General features: G+C 69.5%; 17 protein-coding genes. 4 read left to right on the top strand and 13 right to left on the bottom strand.

Annotated features, from left to right (window positions below; translation table 11 throughout):
• Positions 1-4: 4 nt before the first annotated feature.
• Together trpE and DM480_RS15575 are read right to left on the bottom strand one after the other, a co-directional pair.
• Positions 5-1,495 carry an anthranilate synthase component I gene (trpE, locus tag DM480_RS15580; protein WP_232834043.1) on the bottom strand — a complete coding sequence of 497 codons (1,491 nt, stop codon included), beginning with the start codon at positions 1,493-1,495 and terminating at the stop codon, positions 5-7.
• A 1-nt stretch (position 1,496) separates the two neighbouring features.
• Positions 1,497-3,452 (bottom strand): peptidylprolyl isomerase, encoded by a 1,956-nt coding sequence (locus tag DM480_RS15575; protein WP_115380479.1) that lies wholly within the window; start codon positions 3,450-3,452, stop codon positions 1,497-1,499.
• A gap of 119 nt (positions 3,453-3,571) precedes the next feature.
• Here DM480_RS15575 and tpiA point away from each other — a divergent pair, with 119 nt between their 5' ends.
• Both tpiA and DM480_RS18770 read left to right on the top strand, forming a co-directional pair.
• On the top strand, positions 3,572-4,318 hold the full coding sequence (gene tpiA, locus DM480_RS15570) for a triose-phosphate isomerase (RefSeq protein ID WP_115380477.1): 747 nt from the start codon (positions 3,572-3,574) through the stop codon (positions 4,316-4,318).
• Positions 4,319-4,392: 74 nt separating this feature from the next.
• Complete coding sequence (locus DM480_RS18770; protein ID WP_115380475.1) at positions 4,393-5,154, top strand: energy transducer TonB; 762 nt, start codon at positions 4,393-4,395, stop codon at positions 5,152-5,154.
• Here DM480_RS18770 and DM480_RS15560 read toward each other — a convergent pair.
• From DM480_RS15560 to DM480_RS15525, 8 genes are all read right to left on the bottom strand, one after another.
• The gene (locus DM480_RS15560; RefSeq protein WP_115380473.1) at positions 5,129-6,517 is read right to left on the bottom strand and encodes a leucyl aminopeptidase family protein; all 1,389 of its coding nucleotides are present in this window, start codon (positions 6,515-6,517) and stop codon (positions 5,129-5,131) included. The genes DM480_RS18770 and DM480_RS15560 overlap by 26 nt on opposite strands.
• The gene (locus DM480_RS15555; RefSeq protein ID WP_310596150.1) at positions 6,514-7,953 is read right to left on the bottom strand and encodes a serine hydrolase domain-containing protein; all 1,440 of its coding nucleotides are present in this window, start codon (positions 7,951-7,953) and stop codon (positions 6,514-6,516) included. The genes DM480_RS15560 and DM480_RS15555 overlap by 4 nt, the downstream gene beginning before the upstream one ends.
• A 38-nt stretch (positions 7,954-7,991) precedes the next feature.
• Positions 7,992-9,317 carry a 30S ribosomal protein S12 methylthiotransferase RimO gene (gene rimO / locus DM480_RS15550; protein WP_115380469.1) on the bottom strand — a complete coding sequence of 442 codons (1,326 nt, stop codon included), beginning with the start codon at positions 9,315-9,317 and terminating at the stop codon, positions 7,992-7,994.
• 56 nt (positions 9,318-9,373) lie between these two features.
• Positions 9,374-11,632, bottom strand: coding sequence for a TonB-dependent receptor domain-containing protein (locus DM480_RS15545; protein ID WP_232834042.1), 2,259 nt, complete (start codon positions 11,630-11,632; stop codon positions 9,374-9,376).
• A gap of 94 nt (positions 11,633-11,726) precedes the next feature.
• Entirely contained in the window at positions 11,727-12,647 is a 921-nt protein-coding gene (locus tag DM480_RS15540; RefSeq protein ID WP_115381473.1) for a FecR family protein, read from the bottom strand.
• Between the two features lie 7 nt (positions 12,648-12,654).
• Positions 12,655-13,212 (bottom strand): RNA polymerase sigma factor, encoded by a 558-nt coding sequence (locus tag DM480_RS15535; protein ID WP_232834041.1) that lies wholly within the window; start codon positions 13,210-13,212, stop codon positions 12,655-12,657.
• A 19-nt stretch (positions 13,213-13,231) separates the two neighbouring features.
• Positions 13,232-14,035 carry a ChbG/HpnK family deacetylase gene (locus DM480_RS15530; protein ID WP_115381471.1) on the bottom strand — a complete coding sequence of 268 codons (804 nt, stop codon included), beginning with the start codon at positions 14,033-14,035 and terminating at the stop codon, positions 13,232-13,234.
• Positions 14,010-14,894: a glycosyltransferase family 2 protein gene (locus DM480_RS15525; protein WP_115380465.1), complete on the bottom strand. Its 885-nt coding sequence runs from the start codon at positions 14,892-14,894 to the stop codon at positions 14,010-14,012. Before DM480_RS15525 ends, DM480_RS15530 begins: the two co-directional genes overlap by 26 nt.
• Positions 14,895-15,064: 170 nt before the next feature.
• Between DM480_RS15525 and DM480_RS15520 the strand changes: the two genes are divergently transcribed.
• Positions 15,065-16,573, top strand: coding sequence for a hypothetical protein (locus tag DM480_RS15520; RefSeq protein ID WP_332871309.1), 1,509 nt, complete (start codon positions 15,065-15,067; stop codon positions 16,571-16,573).
• A gap of 81 nt (positions 16,574-16,654) precedes the next feature.
• The gene (locus DM480_RS15515; protein WP_115380463.1) at positions 16,655-17,179 is read left to right on the top strand and encodes a DUF2141 domain-containing protein; all 525 of its coding nucleotides are present in this window, start codon (positions 16,655-16,657) and stop codon (positions 17,177-17,179) included.
• A 34-nt stretch (positions 17,180-17,213) separates the two neighbouring features.
• Here the strand turns inward: DM480_RS15515 and DM480_RS15510 are convergent, their stop codons facing one another.
• The 3 genes from DM480_RS15510 to DM480_RS15500 all read right to left on the bottom strand — a co-directional run bounded on the left by DM480_RS15510 (position 17,214) and on the right by DM480_RS15500 (position 23,566).
• A complete protein-coding gene (locus tag DM480_RS15510; protein ID WP_115380461.1) occupies positions 17,214-18,425 on the bottom strand; it encodes a histidine-type phosphatase in 1,212 nt (403 codons plus the stop codon).
• 11 nt (positions 18,426-18,436) lie between these two features.
• Positions 18,437-21,046, bottom strand: coding sequence for a TonB-dependent receptor (locus tag DM480_RS15505; protein WP_115380459.1), 2,610 nt, complete (start codon positions 21,044-21,046; stop codon positions 18,437-18,439).
• A gap of 138 nt (positions 21,047-21,184) precedes the next feature.
• A complete protein-coding gene (locus DM480_RS15500) occupies positions 21,185-23,566 on the bottom strand; it encodes a DUF3772 domain-containing protein (RefSeq protein WP_115380457.1) in 2,382 nt (793 codons plus the stop codon).
• Positions 23,567-23,616: the final 50 nt, after the last annotated feature.

The raw sequence follows: 23,616 nt of genomic DNA, 5'->3' as shown, positions 1-23,616 counted from the left end.
GCTTTTACTGACCGAACTGTGGTGCGGCGGCGCGGGTGACCGCGTCGCGCGCGGCCGCCAGGATCGCCCCCGCCTTCGCCTCGCACTCGCGCTGTTCATAGGCGGGGATACTGTCGGCGACGACGCCAGCGCCCGCCTGTGCGTGGATCATGCCGTCCTTGACGACGGCGGTGCGCAGCACGATGCACGAATCCATCGATCCGTCGGGCGAGAAATAGCCGACGCCACCCGCATAGGCGCCGCGACGTTCAGGCTCCAACTCGGCGATGATCTGGCAGGCGCGCACTTTTGGCGCGCCCGAGACAGTGCCCGCCGGAAAGCCGGCGAACAGCGCGTCGATCGCGTCGCGATCGGGATGCAGCGTCCCGACGACGTTCGACACGATGTGCATCACGTGGCTGTAGAATTCGATGCCGTAGCTAGCGGTGACGCGCACCGAGCCGGGTGATGCGGCGCGGCCGACATCGTTGCGGCCGAGGTCGAGCAGCATCAGATGCTCGGCGCGCTCTTTCGGATCGGCGAGCAGGCTGGCGCGGTTTGCCTCGTCCTCCGCCGCGGTGCGGCCGCGCGGGCGCGTACCGGCGATCGGGCGGATCGTCACCGCGCCGTCGCGCACGCGCACGAGGATCTCCGGGCTCGACCCGATGAGCGCGAAGCCGGGCAGGTCGAGGTGGTAGAGGAAGGGCGAGGGGTTGATGCGGCGCAGGCTGCGATAGAGTTCGAGCGGCGGCAACGCGAAGGGCGCGGAGAAACGCTGCGCCAGCACGACCTGGAAGATGTCGCCGGCGCGGATATAGTCCTGCGCGCGCAGTACCATCGCCTCATAGTCGGCGGGCGCGATCGCGGGCGTGTAGACCGGCTCCGCGGCATCGGCGCGGACGGGTGCAGGGAGCGGCGTATTGGCGAGCCGCGCGGCGACGTCGTCGAGCCGCGCCTGTGCATCGGCGACGCGCGCCTGCGGATCGCCCGATCCCGGCCAGACGGGGGCGACGAGGTAGAGCGCGTCGGCCAGCCGGTCGAAGACCAGGATCGTCGTCGGCCGTACGAACAGCATATCGGGCAGGCCGAGCGGATCGGCGGCGGGCGTGTCCAACCGCTCGACGAGGCCGATCGTCTCATAGCCGAAATAGCCGACGAGGCAGGCGAGCGCGGGGGGAAGATCGGCAGGCACGTCGCCGCGACATTCGGCAACGAGCGCGCGCAGCGCGTCGAGCGTCGGCTGGCCCGCGGGGGCGAAGGCGTCGCGGTCGTGCGCCCAGTTCCGGTTGATCTCCGCCGCATCGCCGCGCGCGCGAAAGACGAGGTCGGGCGCAAGGCCGATCAGGCTGTAGCGCCCGCGCGTCGCGCCGCCCTCGACCGATTCGAGCAGATAGTCACCGCGCCCCGGCTCGATCAGCTTGAGTGCGGCGGCGACCGGCGTGTCGGTGTCCGCGACCTGACGGCGCCAGACGAAGGCGGGACGGCCCGCGGCGAGCGCGTCGATCGACGCGTCCACGTCAGTTGCCAGCGGCCGGGGTCGCGCCGCTGAGGTCCGCACGGACCCGGGCGAGCGCGCCGGTGTCGGTCTTGACGCCCACCTGCATCCGCACGGCGCGCGCGAACTGGTCGACATATTCGCGCCCGACGATGCGGCCAAGATCCTGCCGCGTCGCCCCGACGAGCCGCGCGTCGCCACTGGCGTTGCCCGGCGTGACGCGGTCGAGATCGACGATCAGCCAGCCGGCGCCGTTGGGCGCTTCCAGCAGTTTGGCGGTGCCCGGCACCATGCTGAACATCAGCACGAGGCCCGGCTGCGCGCCGCGCGGATTGGACGCGATCTGGCCGCGCATCGCGGAGATTGCCTGCGGCGCGGGCAGCGGACGACCCGTCGCCGACAGCGCCTGTGCGAGCGGCATGCCCTTGTTTACCTTTGCCAGCACGTCGGCGGCAAGCTTGCGCGCCGCGGCGCGGGCGCGGTCGGCGCGGATGTCGGCGACGACGGCGTTACGCACCTGCGCGAGCGGGCGCGGCGTCGCGGGCACGACGCGGCTGAGCGCGACGAGCGCGAAGCCGCCGTCCTGACCCAGCGGCACGAGCTGGGCGGGATCGCCGTCCTGCATCTGGAAGGCGGCAGCGACGATTGGCGCGATCGCGGGATTGGGGGGCGTGGCCGGCGCATCCGGGTTGATGCCGTTGGCGAGCAGCGGCTGCGTCTGCTGCCCCGCCAGTTTCTGGTCGGCGACCGCCTCGTCGAAGGTGGCGTTGCGCGCCAGGGCATCGTCGAGCGCGTCGTGGATCGCGCCGAGCGCCTGCTGCTGCTTCTGCTTGGCGAGCGTCGCGACGATCTCCGGCCGCGCCTGGTCGAGAGTTTTCCCGGGGACGTCGGTGATCGTGTCGACGCGCGCGACGACCCAGCCGAGCGCGCCGCGCACGGGACCGACGAGCGCGCCCTTGGCGGCGCCAAACACCGCGTCGGCGACCGCCGCGGACGTGGCGGCGCGATACGCATCCTTCGTCATCGCCTTTTGCACCGACGGCTCCAGGCCGGCGGCACGTGCCGCATCGGCGAGGGAGGCGCCGCCCTTCACCTTTGCCGCGAGCGCGTTGGCGCCCGCCTGGTCGAGCACGACGACCTGGGTGATGTCGCGCTTCTGCACCGGGGCGTAGAGCGGCTTCTGCTGGGCATAGGCCTGCGCGACCTCCTGTTCGGTCGGCGTGGCACGCGCCTTCACCAGATCGGGCGTGATGATGGCGTAGCGGATCGCGCGGCGCTGCGGCACCGTGTAGCGCGCGATGCCGCGGCGGTAGGCGGCCTGGATGTCGGCGTCGGTCGGAGCGGCACCGGTATCCATCGCCTGCGCGGGGATGAAGCCGATGCGCCCCTCGCGCTTTTCGAGCAGCAGGCTGGCATAAGGGAGCGCGAGCTTCAGCGGCAGCTGCGTCGCGCCCTGCGTCGGCAGGATCAGCTGCTGCGCCATCAGGTCGCGCGCGATGTCGCCGCGCACCTGCGCATCGGTCAGGCGGCGCTGCTGCAGCAACCGCTGATAGATGGCCGGATCGAACTGGCCGTTGGGGCCGCGAAGGCCGGGAATGCTCGCGATCTGGCCATCGACCGCGCGCTTCGAGACGACCATGCCCTGGTCGTGGCCGAATACGTCGAGCGCCAGGCTGTTGACCGAGCGATCGAGCACCGCCTGCAATCCGCCCTGTGCGATCATGTCGGCCATCGTCATCGTCGGCTGCTGCTGGCGCGCGGCCTGCAATTCGCTCTGCATCCGGCTTTCGAGATCGGCGACGCCGATCTTCTCGCCGCCGACCTTGACGACGTAATTGCCGGTCAGCCCGCCGCCGTTGCCGCCGCGCAGGCCGGTGACGTCGCCCGCCGCAAAGGCGATCGCGATGACGCCGAGCACGATGAAGGTGACGATGACGCCGGCCTTGGAATTGATGATCCGGCGGAAGAAGCTGAGCATGAAGAGGCCGATCGTCCCGAAGATGAAGTGGACGGGCTTTACGGGGATGGCGGCTTGCCATCAAGCGCGCGCCGCGCCATCGCCGGCCGCACGATAAAACATGATCCGAGGGGACGACGATGACGCGGCGCAAGCTGGTGGCGGGCAATTGGAAGATGAACGGGTCGCTGGCCTGCCTCAGCGAACTGGACGGTATCGCCGCCGCGGCGGCGGGGGCGCCCGGCGTCGACGTCGCGGTCGCGGTGCCGTTCACGCTGATCGCGCCTGCGGCGCAGCGCGTCCCCGGCCTGATGATCGGCGCGGAGGACGTGCACGAGGCCGACAGCGGCGCGCATACCGGCTGCGTTTCCGCGCCGATGGTCGCGGAGGCGGGCGCGCGCTTCGTCATCGTCGGCCATTCCGAACGCCGCGCCGACCAGGGCGAGACGAGCCACGACGCCTGGGCGAAGGCCGCGGCGGCGCGGCGCCACGGATTGCAGGTGATCGTCTGCTGCGGCGAGACGGAGGCGGAGCGCAACGCCGACCGCGCCGAGCGCGTCGTGCAGGCGCAGATCGAAAAATCGGTTCCCGACCATGCCGACGGCAGCTGGTTCACGCTCGCCTACGAACCGCGCTGGGCGATCGGCACCGGGCGGACGCCGACGCTGGAGGACATCCAGTCGATGCATGCGATCGCGCGCGCCAAGCTGCGCATGCTGGTCGGTGACGCCGCCGACGGGATCCGCATCCTGTACGGCGGATCGGTGACGGGCGACAACACCGCGAGCATCCTGGCGTGCCCCGACGTCGACGGTGCGCTGGTCGGCGGCGCCAGCCTGACCGCGGCGAAGTTCGTGCCGATCATCCGCGCCGCGGCGGCGCTGTAACGCGCGCGCCAGGACCGTGCTCGCAGGCTTGGCGGTCAGCGTTGCGAAAGGCGGCGCGCGTTATCATCTGAACGATGATGAACGTGCCGCATCAAAGGCTTCGCGAGCGCGCGGGCGCCGCCGGGCTGACCGCACTGATGGTCGGCGGGCTGGGCTTCGTGCTGCTGCACGGGCTGGCGGCGGGGTTTCTGCCGCCCGCGATGCAGCAGGGGCTGGCGACGTTCGCGGTGCTGCCCGATCCGCCGCCGCCCGAGCGCGTCGTACCGCCGCCCAGGAAGATCACGCGGCCGAGCGGCAAGGCCTCGCCGCCCAACCTGCGCTCCAAGGCAACCGAGGTGACCGCACCCGTGCCGGTCATTGTCACCGTGCCGCCGCCGATCGTCGTCGCGCCTTTGCCCAACATCGGTGTGCAGGCGACGTCGGGCGCGTCGGACCGGCCGGGGCCGGGCACCGGCGCGGGCGGGATCGGCAACGGCGACGGCGCGGGCGGCGACGGCGATGGCGACGGCAGCGGGATGGAGCGGATGCCGCAGCTGATCCGCGGCGACGTGCGCGGCCGCGACGTGCCGGCCTGGGCGCTGGAACAGGGGTTTCACGGCACGGTGCGCATGCGCTTCCACATCGACACGCAGGGCCGCCCGAGCGATTGCCGCATCGTCGGCAGCAGCGGCAGCGCGGAGATGGACGCCATCACCTGCCGCGCGGTGGAAACCCGGTTCCGTTACCGCCCGTGGCGCGATGCCGACGGCCGGCCGGTGGCCGCGACCGTGCTGCGCGACCAGGAGTGGGACATTCCGGGCGACGACGAACTCAACGCGCGGCGTAACGGGTCCTGAGCAGCTGATAGCAAGCGCGTAAGCCGAAGGCGTCGCCGCCCTTCGGCCGGCCCGGCTTGGCGGCGGGGCGCCAGGCGAAGACGTCCATATGCGCCCAGGGCGTGTCCTTCGGCACGAAGCGGCGCAGGAACAGCGCGGCGGTGATCGCGCCGGCAAAGCCGCCGTCGGGGGCGTTGACCATGTCGGCGATGTCGGACTTCAGCATTTCGTCATAGCCGTTCCACAGCGGCATGCGCCACAGCGGGTCGTGCAGCGTATCGCCGGCGGCGAGCAGGTCGGCCGCCAGCGCCTCGTCATCGGTGAACAACGGCGGCAGATCGGGGCCGAGCGCGACGCGCGCCGCGCCGGTCAGTGTCGCGAAATCGAGGATCAGCGCGGGTTGTTCCTCGGCGGCGCGGGTCAGCGCGTCGCCCAGGATCAGCCGTCCTTCGGCGTCGGTATTGGTGTTCTCCACGGTGATGCCCGCCCGGCTGCGCAGCACGTCGCCGGGGCGGAAGGCGTTGCCCGCGATCGCATTCTCGACCGCTGGGATCAGCAGGTGGAGGCGGACGGGCAGCCGCGCCGCCATCACCAGGTCGGCGAGCGCCAGCGCATGCGCCGCGCCGCCCATATCCTTCTTCATCAGGCGCATGCCCGCGGACGGCTTGATGTCGAGGCCGCCGGTGTCGAACACGACGCCCTTGCCGACGATCGCGATGCGCGGATGCGCGGGATCGCCCCAGGTCAGTTCGACCAGCCGCGGGGCGCGCTCCTTCGTCGCGGCCTGGCCGACCGCGTGAATCATCGGATAGCCGCTGGCGAGCGCGTCGCCGCGCGTCACGGTCAGCGTCGCGTGATGCGCCCCGGCAAGGCGTGCCGCAGCGGCCTCCAACTCGGCGGGGCCAAGATCGGACGCGCCGGTGTTGACGAGGTCGCGGACCAACGCGGTGGCGGCGGCGAGGCGGACCGTCTCGTCGATCGCGGCGGGTTCGCGCGTCAGCAATATGCGCGGCGCGACCGGATCGCCCTTGCGATAAAGGTCGAAGCGATGCTGCGCGAGAAGCCAGCCGAGGCCCGCGGCGCCAACATCGCCATCGGCGAGGCGATAGGTGCCGGCGGGCAATGTCGCCGCCAGCGAGGCGATCCGCCACGGCGAACTCTTCGCTTCGTTGCACACCAGCAGCATCGACCAGTCGTCCGCCGCCTCGCCGGGCAGCACCGCGCGGTCGCCCGCCTTGCCGGAGAGCGCATGCGCGGCGATGGCGGTGCGGGTGCGGGGCGGCTGCGCGACCAGCCACGCGGTGAAATCGTCGGGGTGGACGACGTGGATCGTCCGCGCGGGCTGACCACGATCGGCCTGCAGCAAAGCGGCGAAATCGGTCATTGCGCGGGGCTCACCAGGAATTGTTCGAACGGCTGGCCGATGCCGGGCAGGGCGAAGGTCGCGATCGACAGCGTGCGGCCGGGGTAGGTGACGCGGAAGCCGCGATAGACGAAGCCGCCGCGCAGCTTCGCGCGGCCGACTTGGACGAAACCGGTCGGCGCACCGAGCGGCGACAGACTGGTCCTATAATCGGCCTGGGCCGACTGGGTGAAATAATAATTGGCGTCTTCGGTCAGCAACTTGCGGTCGAGCGTGCCGGTGCGCAGCTGGTCGAACACGGTGCGCGCGTTGGCCAAGGCCTCGGCATCGCCGGGGATGGCGCTGGCGGGTTGCGGCAGGATCACCTTGGTGATGCCATTGGCGATGCGGCTCTGCGCGTCGGCGAACCAGGCGTTGGTTAGGACGACGACCGCGGCGCGATCCTTGGGGAAGACGATATTCTCCGACAGGAAGCCGACCGCCTCGCCGCCGTGCTCGACGATCGGTCGGCCGTCGCGGGTGCCGACATCGACGCCCAGGCCATAGCCCGTGCCCGATCCGTCGGCGAGCTTCACCTCCGTCTCCTGCGCCTGCCAGTCCGCGGCGGGCAGCAATGAGCGATCGATGCGCGCGACGTCCCATTTGGCGAGGTCTTGGGCGCTCATCGCCAGTTCACCCGCGGCGTAGAGCCAGCCGGACGCCGCGGGCGTCTCGACGCGGACGGGGCCGAGTGCATAGCGCTTGTAGCCCTGCGGGAACCCGGGGCCGACCGCCTTGTCCTGGTCGATCGCGCGGATGCCGAGCGGCTGGAAGATCCGTTTCTGCAGGAAGGCGAGCAAGGGTTCGCCCGCGACCTTTTCGACGATCATGCCGGCCACGACATAGCCGGTGTTCGAATATTGCCACTGCGTGCCCGGTGCGAAGTCGAGCTTTTCCGAGCCCCAGCGGCGCACGATCTCGCGCGGGGTGACCGGCGTCGCCATCGCCTTGAAGCTGTAATCCTGCGGCCAGTAATCGCGCAGGCCCGAGGTGTGGCTGAGCAGCTGGCGGATCGTGATGCGGTCGCCGTCGGTGACCCCTGCGACATATTGGCTCACCGGATCGTCGAGGCGCAGCTTGCCCTCGTCGGCGAGCAACAGAACCGCCGCCGCGGTGAACTGTTTCGAGATGGATGCGATCTGGTAGAGCGCCTTGGGATCGGCGGCGGTCGCGGTTTCCGACTGCTTGCCATAAGCCTTGGCAAGGACGATCCGGCCGTCGCGCACCACCGCGATCGACGCGCTCGGCACGCCCGTGTCGCGAAGCGTGTCGGCGACGATCGTGTCGATCTTCGCGGTTTCAGCCGGGGTGAGCGCCTGGGCGACGACGGGGGCGGGGGCCGCGAGGAGCGCGGCGACGATCAGGCGACGAAGCATGCCCGCCACCGAAACAGAAAGCGGCAGCGGGTGCAATGCCATCTTCCCCCTTACACCGCAGGAAGGGGGGTGGGGCGGGTTTACGCCGGCACGCCGTACAGGTCGTGGTCGTCGGCGTCCTCGATCACGACGGGGACGATATCGCCCTCCGCCAGATGGGCCGCGTCGCGCAGGAAGACCTGGCCGTCGATCTCGGGCGCATCGGCCTGGCTGCGACCCGTCGCGCCTTCCTCGCCAACCTCGTCGATGATGACGGACAGCGTGCGGCCGACCTTCGCCTGCAGCTTGGCGGCGGAGATCGCTGCGGTCTTCTCCATGATCCGCGCGTAGCGTTCTTCCTTGACCTCCTCCGGCACCGGATCGGGCAGGGCATTGGCCGCCGCGCCCTCGACGGGTTCGAAGCGGAACGCGCCGACGCGGTCGAGCTGCGCTTCGTCCAGCCAGTCGAGCAGATACTGGAAATCCGCCTCCGTCTCGCCTGGGAAGCCGACGACGAAGGTCGAGCGGATCGCGATATCGGGGCAGATGTCACGCCACTGGTGGATACGCTGCAACACCTTCGCATCGTTGCCGGGGCGCTTCATCGCCTTCAGCACCGACGGCGCGGCATGCTGGAACGGGATGTCGAGGTAGGGGAGGACGAGGCCGTCAGCCATCAGCGGGATGACCTGATCGACGTGCGGATAGGGATAGACATAATGCAGCCGCACCCAGGGGGCGATCCGGCCGAGCTCGCGGGCGAGATCGGTCATATGCGGCACGACCTCGCGCCCCTTCCACATCCGCGGTTCCTTGCGGATGTCGATGCCATAGGCGGACGTGTCCTGGCTGATCACCAGTAGTTCGCGCGTGCCGGCCGCGACCAGCTTCTCCGCCTCGCGCAGGATCGCGTCGGGACGGCGGCTGACGAGGTCGCCGCGCAAGGACGGGATGATGCAGAAGCTGCACCGGTGGTTGCAGCCCTCCGAAATCTTCAGATAGCTATAGTGCCGCGGCGTCAGCTTGAGCCCCGCGTCGGGGATCAGGTCGAGGTAGGGTGACAGGTTGGCGGGCGCCGCGGCGTGCACGGCCTCGACGACCTGCTCATATTGGTGCGCGCCGGTGACCGCGAGTACGTCGGGGAAGCGGGCGCGGATCGTCTCGGCTTCCTTGCCCATGCAGCCTGTGACGATGACACGGCCGTTTTCCTTGATCGCCTCGCCGATCGCTTCCAGGCTTTCCTCCTTCGCGGAATCGAGGAAGCCGCAAGTGTTGACAAGCACGACGTCGGCGCCGGCGTAGTCGGCCGACATCTGATAACCGTCGGACCGCAACTGCGTCAGGATCCGCTCGCTGTCGACGAGGTTCTTCGGACAGCCGAGCGACACCATGCCGACACGCGGCGGGGAGGGGAGTTTCGTTGCCATGGGAGGGGATCGCACATAAGCGAAAACGCGACGCGTTTCCAGACGTGCGTTGCGCGTTACCAGCCGGCAGTGACGCCGAGGCGGACGTTGAGCGGGCGTGGCGGCGTCGTCTGGTCGCGCATCGCCAGTCGGAACGGATTGCCATAGGCGAAGCGGCTGGCGGTCGTGTCGGTGAGATTGTCGACACCAAGCCGCCAGTCGAGGTTGCGCCAGCGCATGCCCGCGTTGGCGCCGATCGACCAATAGCGCCCCTGGCTAACGTCGAGAAGATCGCCCGTGCCCAGCACCGACCGGCCGACGTAGGCGATCGTCGCACCGACGCGCGGCTGCCATGCGGCGGCGCGGTTCCAGGCATAGGAGATTGCGGCATTGCCCGCGAGTGGCGGCGTGTCGGGCAGGCGGCGGTTATCGCGCCGCGACTGGTCCGCGATCGCCCCGCTTACCCGGTTTTCGGTGAAGAGCAACGCGCCGGTCAGGTCAAGGCCCGGCATCGGGATCCAGTCCGCCGTCGCCTCCAGCGTGTGGATATGCGCACTGCCGACATTGCTGGTATAAGGTGCGCCGCGCCGATTGATGAGGTCCGCCTGGATGTCCCGCCAGAAGGCGGTCGAGGCGCTGGCCGAAAGAGCAAGCCCGGTCGTGCCGCTGCGCAAGCGCCGCAGCCCGACCTCGCCCATTACGATCGAATCGGGCGTGTAGGTGGCGACCCGCCCGACGCCCTGCGCCACCGCAAGGCCGCCGGTGCGAAAGCCGGTCTGGAAGCGCGCAAAGGCGGCGAGCCGCGCGCCGAGGCGATAGGACAGCGCCAGCGTAGGGTCGAACCGCTGCGTCGAATTGCCGCGGATGAAGCCCCCGCGCGGCGTCGCCGACGGTTGCCCGTCGACGCGGGCGGCGGTGCCGCGCAGCCCGGCGGTGAACGACACGCGCGGCGTCAGCGCGACCGTCGTCTCGCCGAAGATCGAGGCTTGCCGTGTCACGTTGCTGACGCCGATAATGTCGGCCTCCCGCCCGACATACTCCAGCGAGCGGCTGAGGATGGATTTGTCGCTGATGAACGACACGCCGATCAGCCACGACGATCCGCTGGACAGGCTGCGCGACAGACGGCTTTCGTGCGACAGCAGCAACTTGTTCGTCCGCGCGTGATAGGCGACCGGGGGCGTCGGCACGCGCGACGGCGGTGTCGCATCGAACGTGTCGGCGGTTTCGAGGCGCGCGATGCCGGTCGCCGACACCAGCGACAGGCCGTTCGCCCAGTCGCGGGCCACGACCACGCGGCCGAACAGGAAGCTGCTGTCGAACGGCTGGGCGATGATCGCGGCATGGTCGAGCGGGCCGAATGCCGGTTCGGCATATTGGCCATCGCGCGCGACGATGTGCTGCGCCGCGCCGCTGACGTCGAGGCGCCACCCGTCCCCCGGCTGCCAGCGGACCGCAAGCCGCCCGCCGGTCGTGTAGGTGTCGTTGGTGTTGAACCGGTCGCGGCGGGGGTCGTCGATGTAGCCGCCGTCGCGGGCGGCATAGACGACGCCGCGCGCGGCGGCAGCGCTGCCCAGCGGCAGGTTGAGCATGGCGGCAAGGTCGCCGCCCGCATCGCCGCGCGCCGTGAGCACCGACCCGGCGGTGATCGACCCGGCGATGCGCCGCGGATCGGGGGCGTTCGACGTCAGCCGCACGACGCCGCCGATCGCGCCCGCGCCGTACAGCGTGCCCTGCGGCCCCTCCATCACCTCGACGCTGTGCAGGTCGTACAGGCGCAGGCCCGGATCGGCGCCGGATGCGTTGAGCTGGACGTCGTCGAGGTAGACGCTGGCAGTCGATTGGGTGGTGCCCGAAAAGCTGCTGTCGGCGATGCCGCGGATGAACAGCTTGTTGCGCCCCGCGCCCAGCTGCGTGCTCTGGATCACCGGCATCGTCCGCGACAGATCGGTGACCTCGCCGGTCGATCCGTTCGGCAGACTGGGCGCGCCGAGCGAAAAGGCGATGCTGCCCGGATAGCGCAGCAGCGGGATCGCCTGCTTGCTGGCGGTGACGATGATGTCGGTGCCGCCCGCGTCGCGGCCCTCAGCCCGCTCGGAGCGCGCGGGCAACGGACGGCGCGCCGACGCGCGGTGGTAAACGATGCGATAGCCACCGCCGGCGATGCGCACGGCCCGAAAATCGGTGCCGGCGAGCAACTGCGCGAGCGCGCGGCGGACGGGCAACGGACCGGCGAGTGCCCGCGTGCGGACCGCGTGCAGCCCGCGTTCGGTGCTGATGATCTCGACCCCCGTCTGTCGGCCGAGGGCGAGCAAAGCCCGATCGAGCGTCGTCACGGGCAGCGATATGACGGGTGTCGTCTGGGGCGCGGCGACGACGCCAGCGGGGGTGAGGATCGCTATCGCCAGCGCAGGGAAGACAACGATGCGATCAGCGCGGTGGCTGTGCCTCGCTCGCCAGAATCCACGCCTTACCGTCACGTCGCCACGTCGCCCCGATCAGATCGGCCAGATGCGGTACGTCCCGATCGGCAATCCCCGTCATCACGATCATGCCCGTAAAGGGCCGGTTCGACAAGTCGCCGGCCATCGTCAGACGGATATCGTACAGACGCCCGATCCGCGCCGCGACATACGACAGCGGCATGGCATCGAACGACAGGCGCCCGCTGCGCCAGCTTCCCACTTCGCCGGGGGTGACCTTGCTGCGCAAAATGCGGCCGTCCGCGACCGCCGCCGCATCACCCGCCTTCATCACGACGCGCGCATCGTCGGGCGCAAGTATCACGGACCCTTCCGCGACCGCGACGTCGGTGCGCGCATCGGTGTGCGCGACGTCGAACACCGTGCCGAGATCGCGGATCACCAGATCACCCGAGCGCAGCGTGAACGGCGCCGCGGCGTCGTGGCGGACGTGCAACGTCGCTTCGCCGCGATCGAGCGATGCGGTACGCGAATCGTTGCGATCGAGCGACAGACGCGTGCCGCCGCTCATTTCGATCCGCGTGCCGTCGGTCAGTGTCACGGTGCGGCGCTCGCCATCCGCGGTGGAAACCGAATAGGCGCCGGAAGGACGCGGGCCGATGAGACCGGTGACCGCGGCCGCGACGAGCGCGGCGGCGACCGCGCCACCGGCGAACCAGCCGCGCCGCCTTCCGGGCAACGGCGCATCGTCGTTTGCCGCGCGCGGGGCGACGAACATGTCGCCGGCGATCATGCGATTCTGCACCGCGACCCGATCAAAGGTCGCGGCATGCGCAGGATCCGCCTCCAGCCACAGCGTGAAGGCCTCCCAATCGTCGGCCGACATATCGGCCTGGCGCACATGCCAGGCGATTGCCGTATCGATCATCGTCCGCTCAGCCTGCACGCGTGGGACCCCTTTCATCCTCTAGACGATGCGGATCATTCAAACCCTCATCGGCGTGCTGCACTCTGTCGTGAATTTGTCGATAGGCCCGCTGTAACAGCTTCTCGACGCCGCTGACGCTGATGCCCAGGGTCGCCGCGATGACGCGTTGCGATTCGCCCTCGACGCGGAACAGCCGCAGCGCGGTGGCCATGCGTTCGGGCATGTCGGCGATCGCGCCCTCGACGACGCGCAGCTTGCTGCGTGCGAACAGCGTACGCTCGGCGTTCGGCATCTCTTCGGCCGAGGGCGTCGTTTCCAGCCACGCCGATTCGCGCGCGACGCGGCGACTCGCCGCGATGCGGCGATCCGTCGCGAGATTGGCGGCGATGCGATAGAGAAAGGCGGCCGGCTGCGCGACGGGGCCGTCGGACAGCCGGTCGAGCCGCAGCCACATGTCCTGCAGCACGTCCTCCGCATCGTCGCGATTGCCCAGCCGTGCGGTCAGCATCCGGAGCAGCGCCGCGCGCTGTTCCAGAAAGATGCCGCGTAGCCCGTCGTCCGCCAACCGTCCCAAACCCTCAGCGTCAGGCTGGAAATGCCAGCCCCTCCGCTGCCGCCATGTCGATGATCGGAGCGGCTTGCAAGGCCGCGGCTTCGCGCGGGCGCGCTGCGGCGATCGCATCGCCCTCCCGCCGCCCTCCGCCGGGGTGGCACATGACAAGGTGCATCGCCCCCGGCCGGCGCAGGAATTTGGGCAGGATGGCGGCGAAATCGCTGGCAAAGTCGTAATGGCCGGCAAACCCCTTGTTGCAGCGCAGGCCGTGGCGGGCGGCATCGCGCGCCAGCCCGCGGCAGTGATAGGCGCTGCCGATCGCCTTGCCCGCGAACGGGCGCGACAGCATCGCGACGATCCCGTCGGTGCAGTCGCGCACCCAAGCGCCCGGCGCGCGGCGGGCGGTTTCGGCAAGGACGATCTCGCGGATCCCGGGCAGCGCGTGCGCGTGCTGGTGACCGTCAACAAAGGCGGGCGGGCGGCCGAGCACGCCGATGAAGGCGTCGAACTGCGCCCGCACCTCGCGCGCGATCTCGTCCAGCGCGATCAGGTGGCGCGCCGCCAGCCGGCACAGGGGATCGATGTCGGGCAGTACGCCGTCCGGCGCGGTTTCGGGCATGCTGGTCAGCGGCACCTCGCCGGTCAGCGTCAGGTGCAGGCCGACCTCGACATGCGGCGGCAGGTCGCGCAGCAACGCGGCATCATCGGTCCAGCCCGGCATCACCGCCATGCAGCTGGTGGCATTCAGCTTGCCGGCCCGGAGAAGGGCCGCGATCGTCTCGCTGGTCTGACGCGAAAAGGCGAAGTCGTCAGCACACAGGATTAGTCGTGGCAAAAGCCGGCCTTTCCATGTCGTGATAGGCGCGTTCGCGGATCTTGTTGCTCAGCAACTTGCGGCGCTGCAACCGCGGACCGAGGAAATCGTAGAAGAACCAGTCGCCTGCCCACGGCGCGGTCGCGGCGTAGACGAGCCGTTCGAACAGCGTCCAGCGGATCGATTCGCGGTCGCGCTCGCGCGGCGAGGGCATGCACCAGAATTCGCGCGAATAGTGCATGCTGCCCTGGCCCATCGTGCGATGGATCACCTCGTGATCCTCGAGGATGAACGGCCACAGCTCCGGGTCGAAGCCGCCGGCCGCGCGCAGGCTGGCGACGTGGAACGCCTGGCCGGCGCCCCCCGCATGGCATTGCCGCGGCAGGGCGCGCGCGGCCGCCAAGATCTTGCGCGCCTCCGTATCGAGCGCATCGCGGTCCGCGCCGGGCGCGACGAAATAAGCGCCGGCGACGACGCATCCGTCGCGTGCCAGCAGACGCCCGGCCTCGGCCAGATAATGGGGGGGATAGAGCGTGTCGGCGTCGCAGGTCGCGACATAGGCCGTGCGGACCCAGGCGAGACCGGTGCGCAGCGCGGCGACCTTACCGGGCTGCGTCTCGGTCAACACCACCGCATCGAGGCCGTGCGCCTGGATCGCGGCGCGCGCGACGTCCGCGCTGCCATCGGTCGAGCCGTTGTCGACCAGGATGAGCTTCAGCGGCACGGTCTGCGCCGCGATGCTGGCGATCGTATCGGCCAGGAAGGCGCGTTCGTTGAAGAAGGGGATGAGGACGGTCCACGCCGGCGTCGGACGACGCCGGACCGCTGCGTTCCACGGCTCGACCCCGAAGGCCGCGTCCTGATCGAAGCTAAGAAACATTCCCACTCTCGCTCGCTCGGGCGCAGCAAGGCGATCGCATTTCCCGATCGCGATGCGCACGCGCTGCCTTGCCCCACTTTCCAGACGACGCCGATCGGCGGGGGCCACACCGGGCAAGGTAAAAAAATCATTATGGCCGGACGGGGCGTCGGCGGGCTAGGCGAGCGGCCATGGTCACGCGCTCGTCTCCGCCCGCTCCGGACGCTCCTCCCGCCTCGCATCCGCGCGCGGTGCCGGCATGGGGATGGGCGCTGCTGTTGCTCGCCATCGCGATGGCGATCCGCTGCCGCGATTTCGGCAACCCGGTCATCCATGTTGACGAGGAATATTATCTGCTCGTCGGCAGCCGGATGTTGCAGGGCGCCTTGCCCTATGTCGATTTATGGGACCGCAAGCCCGTCGGGCTGTTCCTGATCTTCGCGGCGATCCGGTTGCTGCCGGGGGACGGCGTGCTTGCGTACCAGCTGGTCGCGACCGGGTTCGCCGCGGCGACCGCGATGCTGGTGCTCGTCGGTGCGCGGCGGCTGGGGGCGAGGCCGGCCGGCGCGTTCGCGGCGGGGGTCGCCTATCTTCTGTGGCTATCGCTGCTCAGCGGGCGGGGTGGGCAGTCGCCGGTCTTCTACAATCTGTTCGTGGCGGGCGCGGCAGTGCTGACGCTGCGTCTGCCCGTGCTGGCGGCGGCGCGTCGTCAGGGGGCGATCATCGGCAATGGCGCCGCAGCCTGCCTGCTCGCGGGGCTGGCAATCCAGACGAAATATACGCCGGTGGTCGAGGGCGCGTTCTTCGGGCTCGTCCATGTCTGGTATCTGCGCAAGGCGGGGGGATCGGTCGTGCGGATCGGGGGCGCGGCATCGTTGTGGGCGCTGCTCGGTGTGTTGCCGACGGCGATCATCGTCGGGCTCTACTGGCTGCAGGGGCCCGCGGTCTTCGCCGCATTCTGGTTTTCCAATTTCGCGTCGATCGCGCTACGTCATGGCTATCCGGCGGCGAAGATCGCGGCGCGACTGGCGGGCACCGCGGCGCAATTGCTGCCCTTCATCGCGTGTGCCGTCGCGGCCTGGCGCCATCGCCCGCGCAGTGACGAGACGATGATTGCCTTCGGATGGCTGATCGCCGCGCTGATCGCCTTCGCGATGATCGGTGCCTTCTTCGATCATTATGCGCTGCCGCTGATGGTGCCGCTGGCGATGATCGCCGGCCCGGTGCTCGGCCGTCAACGCGCCGCGATCGTCGCGCTGCTGGGTTATGGTGCGATCCTGTTCGTCGCGCGCGTGCTGCTGGTGCCGACCGACGCGGCCTCGGCGCGCGCCGTCGCGCAAGTGATGAAGCGCTACGACCGCGACGAATGCCCGTTCGTCTTCGCGGGCGATTCGGTGCTGTATGTCCTTGCCGATGCCTGCGTGCCGACGCCTTATGCCTTTCCCTCGACGCTCGCCTACGACCCGGAGCGCGGCGCGACGGGGATCGACGAGGCGGCGGAGGTCCGGCGCGTGCTGGCGGGCCGCCCGCCGGTGATCGTAACGATGGATGTGCCGTTCGCGCCCTGGAATACCGACAGCGAGGCGGCGGTCGCAGCGGCGCTGCGTCGCGAATACCGCCTGGTTGCGTCCGTCCCGCGCGAGGACGGGCATCTTCTGGCGTATGTTCGGCGCGATCGCTTGGAGGCAGCCCACCGATAGCCGGTCGTTGGTGGGGATCGGGCCGCGCGGCGTCGTCTAGTCGGCAGATCGCCACCATCATGGAGCCATGACGCCGTGTTTGTGACCCTCCGCCCGCTTTCGCTGATCCTCCCGCTCGGCCTGCTTCTCGCCACCGCGGCCGCGCCTGCGCCGGTCGCGACGCTGGGTGCCGATGCCGCCACCTGCCGCACCGGCCGGGGTCCGGCGATCCAGGTCAACGTCGCGGGCCTGAAGGATCGGCGCGGCGAGATGTGGCTGGAGGTCTATCCGGCGGTCGAGAGCGATTTTCTGCGTGACGACACCGATCTGGTCGCGGAGGGCAAGACCTTTCGGCGCGCGCGTGCAAATCCGCCCGCGAGCGGCGATTTCGCGATGTGCGTGCAGTTGCCGCGCCCCGGTCGCTATGCGCTGTTGCTGCGCCACAACCGGACGGGCAAGGACAAATTCTCGATCTGGAACGACGGCATCGGCTTTCCCGGCAGCGGCCGGATCGGCCGGGCAAAGCCGCGGTTCGCGGAGACCATCGTCGACGCGGGCGGCGGCGTGACCGTCTCCACCATCCGCCTGCAATATTTGCGCGGGCTGGGCGGTTTCCAGCCGCTGTGACCCGGGGCCGCGGGCGAACCCGCGGCCGAACCGATCAGGGCTTCTGCGACAATCTGGCCGCAAACGCCTCTGCGGTGCACAGCCCTGCGATCCCCCGCGCGCTGCACCCCGGAATCGCCAGCACTGCGACATAGGGCGTCGCCCCGGCGGTGAGCGGGGTGAGATTGCGGATCTGCGCGATGCTTTGCGACCGGAACAACGCGCGGACATAGCCCTTGCCGGCCGCATCGCGCAGCCGCTCGAACACGATCGCGCCACCCGGCGACGGATCGTCGCGCGACAGGCCCGGCACCTGCCAGTGCAGGTCGAGCAAACCGCCCATCGCGGCGACGTTGGTGTCGTGGCCGGAAATCATCGTGACACGCGCGCCGTTGGGCTTCGTCAGCGAATCGGCGATCAGCGGCGCGAGCAACGACAGGTTGGCGCGCGCGACATAGGCCGGCCGCGCGAGCAGCCGAAATTCGAGCGCATGCAGCTCGGCCAGCGCCGCGATATCCGCCGGGGTCGCGCGGCCCCAGCCGACGTCCGTCATCGGCTTCCCCTCCGCATATTCCAGCAGCAGGATCTGCGCCGCGGTCGACGCGCGGTCGAGCGCGCCCGACAGCTTGGGTCTCTTGCCGGGGCGCGCCGGCGCAAGGCCGCTCGGTTCGCCGCCGATGCCGCACCCTGCCTGCGGCTTGCCGCACAGGATCGTATCGAGCCGCGTCAGCAGCGGGCGCACGCGCGCTTCCTCGCCCGCGATGCCGCCCGGCCCCGCGGCGGCGAGCACCGCGGCCTGCGCGGCGGCGGGGTCGAAGGCGACCGCCTGTTCATCGATCGGCGAGAAGAGCGGATCGGGTTCGTCCTGCGGGCGGTGCTCGATCACCGGCGTGCAGCCGGGCTGAAACGCGCCGGCATAGGCGCGCGCGGTCTCAATGGTGCGTTCGTCGCTGTCCGCGACGAGGCGTACTGGCGTACAGCCCGTTTTGGCGACCAGTCCGGCGGCGCTCCAGCGCGCGCGATCGTAGGCGGCCACCCGCGCGATCGCGGTGCGGCCATGCGGGGTCAGGTATCCGGGAGCGACCGGCCAGGCCGGCCAGGGCCGGTCCGCGGTGCCCGCCGGCATCGGCGGCGCCTTGGTCGGCGGTCGCACGCCGTGCCGCATCAGCAGCACGACCCGGTCGACCGTCAGCCCCGCGGGCACGGGCGCGTCCTGCGCCGCGACGGGGGCGGCGACCAGCGCCGCCATCAGCATGATCCGCTTCATCGATCCGATTCCTAGAAGTGCAGCTGCGCGCCCCAGCGGAAGCTGTAGCCATAGCGTTCGCGTTCGACCAGCTGCGGCTTGGTGCCGATGAACCGGCGCCACGGCGCGTCTGTGAGGTTCAACGCCTGGCCGAAGAACGTCAATTGCGGCGTGACCTCGTAGCTGACGTTCGCGTCGAGCTGGCCGTTCGCATCGGTATATTGGTCGGTCGCCGCCGTCGTTCCCAGCGTGTCGAGATATTTGGAGCGGAAGGAATAGGCGGCGCGGATCGCCAAGCCGTACTTCTCGTAGAAGACCTGCGCGGTGCCGACGTCGCGCGATTGCAGGAACAGCGGAAAGCGACCGTTGCGCCCGCCCGGGATCGCGCCCTCGCCGTGCCCGGTGATGTGCGCGTAATTGGCGCCGATGCCGAACCCGTCGAGCGCGCCGGGCAGGAAGGTGAAGCGTACCTGCAGGTTCGCTTCCAGCCCCTGCAGCACCGCGTTGTCGACGTTGGTCGCCTGCGTCACCGTGACGTTGTTCAGCGCCTGGCCGGCATAGGTGCCGTTCACGCCCAGCGTCGCGCCGGTATAGATCGGATTGTCGATGACCTTGCGGAAATAGCCGAGCGAGATCAGCCCCTGGCCGGGCAGGTAATATTCGACCGCGCCGTCGAGGTTGACCGCCTTGTACGGCTTGAGGTTCGGATTGCCGAGTGAGACGCTGACAGGCGAGGTCGTCTGATCGACGAGTACATAGGGCGCGAGGTCGGGATAGTTCGGACGGCCCAGCGCGGTCGTCGCGGCGGCGCGGACGATCAGGCCGTCGGTCACTTCCCATTTCGCGTTCACGCCGGGAAACCAGTTGGTGTAGCTCTTCGCGCCGAAGGCATTGTAGCCGCTGTCGAGCGCGGAGGTGGCGGTGATGAGCTTGGCCTTGGTCTGGTCGCGCGTATGCTCGACGCGGACGCCCGGGACGATCGTCACCGGCCCGACATGCGCGGTGACCATTGCATAGCCGGCCCAGATCTTTTCGGCGACGTCATAGTCGTTGGCGAGGCTGTTGGTGCGGCTGGACGCGATGTTCGCGGTGATCGTGCCGGGATTGGCCGCCAGATAGGCCTGCGCCGCGTCATAGCCGACGCGGACGGGGAAGGTGTAGCGATCGTAGAAACTGGTGTCGCCGAGGTAGGAAACGCTGGCGAGCGTGAACGTACGGCCCGAGGTCAGGCCATAGGTCAGGAAATCGCGCGCGTTCGTCTTGTGCCGGTCGAGGTATTTGACGCCCAGCTTCACCGCGCTGTCGCTGCCGAAGGCAACGGGGATCGTCAGGTCGGCACGCCCCTGCCACAAGGTCTCGACCGCGTTCCGGTAATCATAATTGACGCTGTTCAGCGTGTAGGCGGTCGGGTTGGCGTTCGGCTGGACGGTGGGGATGAAGTCGTAGGGCGTGGTCGACACGTCGTAATTTACGGTCAGCGCGCTGCCGCCGGTGCGGAAGTTGTATTCGGACCGCAGCGGATCGCGCTTCTGCGCGCGGGTCCACGCACCGGCGATATCGAGCGCCGCGTCGCCGAAGCGGAAATTGCCGCCCGCCTGCACCGACTTGGTGTTGTCCGTTTCCTGTCGCCGGCGGACGCGCACGCTGCCGCGGCCGCGGAAGCTGCCGCGGGTGGCGCTGGTCGCGACGACGTTCGACTGGTTGTCGATGATGAACTGGTCGCGCGTCTCGTTGTCGTCGAACCGCGACAAGGTGCCGCGCAGGAACAGCGATGCGGCATCGGTGGGGCGCCAGTCGAGGTTGAGGACGACCCCCTGCCGCGTGCGGACGAGGTTGTAGTCGCGCAGTGCGCCCTGGTCGGGCAGCAGCACGCTCGGCACCGCGGAGCCGGCCGCGGTCGCGACCGTGCGCCAGTTGGTCGAACCCTGGAAATTCTCCGATTCGATCGGCCGCTTCGAATAATTGACCGACAGGACCGCGCCGAACTGCTCGTTCGCGCCGAAGCGGCCGCCGACCTGAACGTCGCCCTCGTAAGGATGACCGCCGTTGAGGTGATAGGCACCGTATTGGATGCGCGCGTCGGCGAAGAGCGGCGCCTTGCGATCGAAGGCGGTCAGCGTGCGGATGTTGACCTCGCCACCAATCGCATTGGCGTCCTGATCCGGCGTCAGCGACTTGGTGACGATCACCGAATTGATCAGCGCGGAGGGGATGTCGTCCAACTTCACCTGCCGCCCGTCGGGTTCGGGAGCCGGCATGGTCAGGCCGTTCAGCACGACGTTGACGAGGTTGGGATTGACGCCGCGGATGATGACATAACGGCCCTCGCCCTGGTCGTTAGCGACGGACACGCCCGGCAGGCGGCGGACCGCTTCGGCGACATTCTGGTCAGGGAGTTTGCCGACGTCGTTGGCGTAGAGCGCCTCGACGACGTTGTCCGCCTGCCGCTTCGCCTCGATCGCTTTCTTCTCGCCCTGCGCGGTGCCCAGGACGACGATGTCGGTGTCTGGCTGAACGCCGGTCTGGGCCGCCTCGGTCGCCGATGCGGTGTTGCTCGCCGCGGGCGTGGTCTGCGCGCCGGCGGTGCCAGCGGCGATCAGGCTGATGGCGGACGCGCCGGCAAACAGCGGAAAGAATGTCATGACGTCAGATCCCCGAACCGCGGCGCCCCCAGCGCCGTCTGTCGGGTGCGCCGGTAGCGGCCGCGGGTGTCAGTGACGCGTAAGTTGCATGACGCAGAGATGACGTACACGTCATGAAGTGGGGGTGAAGTAACGGGGTCAGCCCGATTGCGGCGGAACGATCTCGAGCTTTTGCGGTAGCGTGCCGACTTCGATCCCGCGGTCGCGGAACTCGCGCAGCAAGACGAGCAGGATGGCGCTGCGCGTCGGATAGGCGGCGCGCGCGCTTGCGACGTGGCCGAAACAGTTGAACAGGATACGATCGCTGGCGATGCCGTCGATGAAGGCCGCCGGGGCAGGGGCTTCAAGCACCGCCGGTTCCCGCGCGAAGCTTTGCAGGACGAGACTGCGCACGAGATCGGCGTCGGTGCCGAGCGGCACGGAGAATTGCAGCTGGATGCGGCCGAGCGCGTTGCTCAACGTCTTGTTGAGCACCGATTTGGTGATGAGTTCCGAATTGGGGACGATCAGCGTCGAATGGTCGGCGAGCTCGATCTCGGTCGAGCGCACGCTGATCCGCTTGACGTCGCCTTCGTCGGTGCCGACGCGCACCAGATCGCCGATCTTGATCGGCCGTTCGGCCAGCAGGATCAGGCCGGACACGAAATTCTGGGTGATCGCCTGCAGGCCGAACCCGATGCCGACCGACAGCGCGGAGAGCAGCAGCGCGATCCGCTCGACCCCGATGCCGAGCGAGGCGAGCGCCCAGATCACCGCCAGCGCGATGCCGACATAGCGCGCGACGAGGCTGACCGAATTGCGCCCCGATCCATCCAGATCGGTGGTGGGCAGGTAGCGCCCCTCCAGCCAGCTCATGAACCCGCGCACCAGCGCGAGACCGATGAGCAGCACCAATAGGCCCTGCAAAATCGCGCCTGGCGAAATCGCGATGCCGCCGATCTGCACGCCCTGCGCGAAGCTGCCGAGCCGGCCGAAGATCGCCGCGATGCCGGCGCCCGCGCCGAAGGGATTGATGAGCAGCGCCAGCGCCGCGATCGCGAGCGCCAGGCGGACGACGCCCGACAGGAGGACGCCGAACTGGTCGACCGCGCTGCCCCGAATGCCGAGACCCTGCACCAGGACGACGCCGAGGCGGCTGGAGCGGTGGAACAGCGTCGTCGCGATATCGTCGACCGCGGCCATCAACAGATAGACGCTGGAGCCGACCACCGTCGTCCAGGCGACCATCTGCGACAGCATCAGGCTGAGGCTGACGTAGCCGAGCAGCAGTGCCCCGACTGCGACGACGACGATCGCCCAGGCGAGCAGCGTCGCCGCCGCCAGCCCGGCGGTTGCGGAGGTGTTGGCGGCCTCGCCCAGTTCCGCGGCGCGCTTCGCCCGCAGTTGCGCGATGACGAGGAGCGTCGCGACGATCAGCAGCAGGTGGAGCAGCGCCTCGCCCGCCTGCGTCGCGACCTGCGTGGCGCTGCTCGCGCCGATGCTGCTCAGGAATGCTTGCGTCAGAATGCTGACGAACGCAAGAAGGGCGAGTGCCTGGGTCAGCGGCCGCAGCCGCGACGCGGTTTCGTCGTCGATCGGGGTGATGCGCCACGAGGGCTGGTTGCGCATCAGCAGTGCGCCGAAAATCGCGACGGTGAAACCGCTGAACCCCGCCGCCATCACCAGCGCGTCGAGCAGGGCGCTCCAGCGTTGCGGCAACAGGCCCGACCAGCGCAGCCCCTGGACGAACGCGAGGGCGGCGAGCGTCGGCATCGATGTACCGACCATCACCCGCCATAGCGCGTTGGCGGAGCGCCGCACGCGGCGCCCCGGCGCATCCTCGACAAGGAAACGCTGCCCGGCGCGACGCGCGACGAGGCGCACGGGAAACAGCAGGATCAGCGCCAGGATCGCGCCGACGATTGCATGCCACGGCAGGCCGCCGTGCCATTGCGTGCCGATCTGCGCCGCACCCTGATCGAGGAACAGCCGCACGCGGCGTGCGTCGCGGGGCAGGTTGTCGGCAAGGTCGCGCCAGAAATCGGGCGACAGTGGCGAGGGCGCCTTGGCGGTAAAACGCTCGCTGATCTGTTCCGCCTGGCTGCGATCGATTTCGGCGAGCAATTGCGTTGCGGTGACGCCCAGCAGATTGCCGCGCTTGACCGCCGCGTCGAGTGACGCGTGCTGCTGAACCAGCCGCGTGCGCTGCGCATGGATGTCGGGGGCCTCTGCCCCGTCCTGGGGGGTGGGGCCGAGCTGCGCGATGCGGGCGTTGACCAGCACGAGCTGCTCGTTGAGCTGATCGGCGGCGGTCTGCGCGTTCTGCTGCGCATCCGTGATCTTTTCGCGCAGCGCCTTGAGGTCGGCGGGGCTGATCCGGCCATCGAGCGCGCGATCGGCGCCGCGCAGGTCGATCTCCGCCTTGCTGATCTGATGGGCGAGATCGCTCGGCGAGGGCGTCTGGGCGGTGGCACCCGTCGTGGGCAAGACCGCGGCGAAGATCAGCGCGATAGACAGGAACAGGCGGGCGAACGGCGACATCGGACCCGTCCCTTGCCCTGCCCGACGCGCGTGAGGCAAGCGGCGATTGC

It is taken from the genome of Sphingomonas sp. FARSPH (assembly GCF_003355005.1).
In the GTDB taxonomy this organism is placed as follows: domain Bacteria; phylum Pseudomonadota; class Alphaproteobacteria; order Sphingomonadales; family Sphingomonadaceae; genus Sphingomonas.
The sequence above is the reverse complement of the archived record's forward strand: the minus strand, read 5'-3'. Positions and strand labels throughout refer to the sequence as shown.

Coding starts and splice junctions, on each gene's coding strand:
- DM480_RS15575 (WP_115380479.1), bottom strand. CDS start 3,452: ATGCTCAGCTTCTTCCGCCGGATCATCAATTCCAAGGCCGGCGTCATC.
- tpiA (WP_115380477.1), top strand. CDS start 3,572: ATGACGCGGCGCAAGCTGGTGGCGGGCAATTGGAAGATGAACGGGTCG.
- DM480_RS18770 (WP_115380475.1), top strand. CDS start 4,393: ATGATGAACGTGCCGCATCAAAGGCTTCGCGAGCGCGCGGGCGCCGCC.
- DM480_RS15560 (WP_115380473.1), bottom strand. CDS start 6,517: ATGACCGATTTCGCCGCTTTGCTGCAGGCCGATCGTGGTCAGCCCGCG.
- DM480_RS15555 (WP_310596150.1), bottom strand. CDS start 7,953: ATGGCATTGCACCCGCTGCCGCTTTCTGTTTCGGTGGCGGGCATGCTT.
- rimO (WP_115380469.1), bottom strand. CDS start 9,317: ATGGCAACGAAACTCCCCTCCCCGCCGCGTGTCGGCATGGTGTCGCTC.
- DM480_RS15540 (WP_115381473.1), bottom strand. CDS start 12,647: ATGATCGATACGGCAATCGCCTGGCATGTGCGCCAGGCCGATATGTCG.
- DM480_RS15525 (WP_115380465.1), bottom strand. CDS start 14,894: ATGTTTCTTAGCTTCGATCAGGACGCGGCCTTCGGGGTCGAGCCGTGG.
- DM480_RS15520 (WP_332871309.1), top strand. CDS start 15,065: ATGGTCACGCGCTCGTCTCCGCCCGCTCCGGACGCTCCTCCCGCCTCG.
- DM480_RS15510 (WP_115380461.1), bottom strand. CDS start 18,425: ATGAAGCGGATCATGCTGATGGCGGCGCTGGTCGCCGCCCCCGTCGCG.
- DM480_RS15505 (WP_115380459.1), bottom strand. CDS start 21,046: ATGACATTCTTTCCGCTGTTTGCCGGCGCGTCCGCCATCAGCCTGATC.
- DM480_RS15500 (WP_115380457.1), bottom strand. CDS start 23,566: ATGTCGCCGTTCGCCCGCCTGTTCCTGTCTATCGCGCTGATCTTCGCC.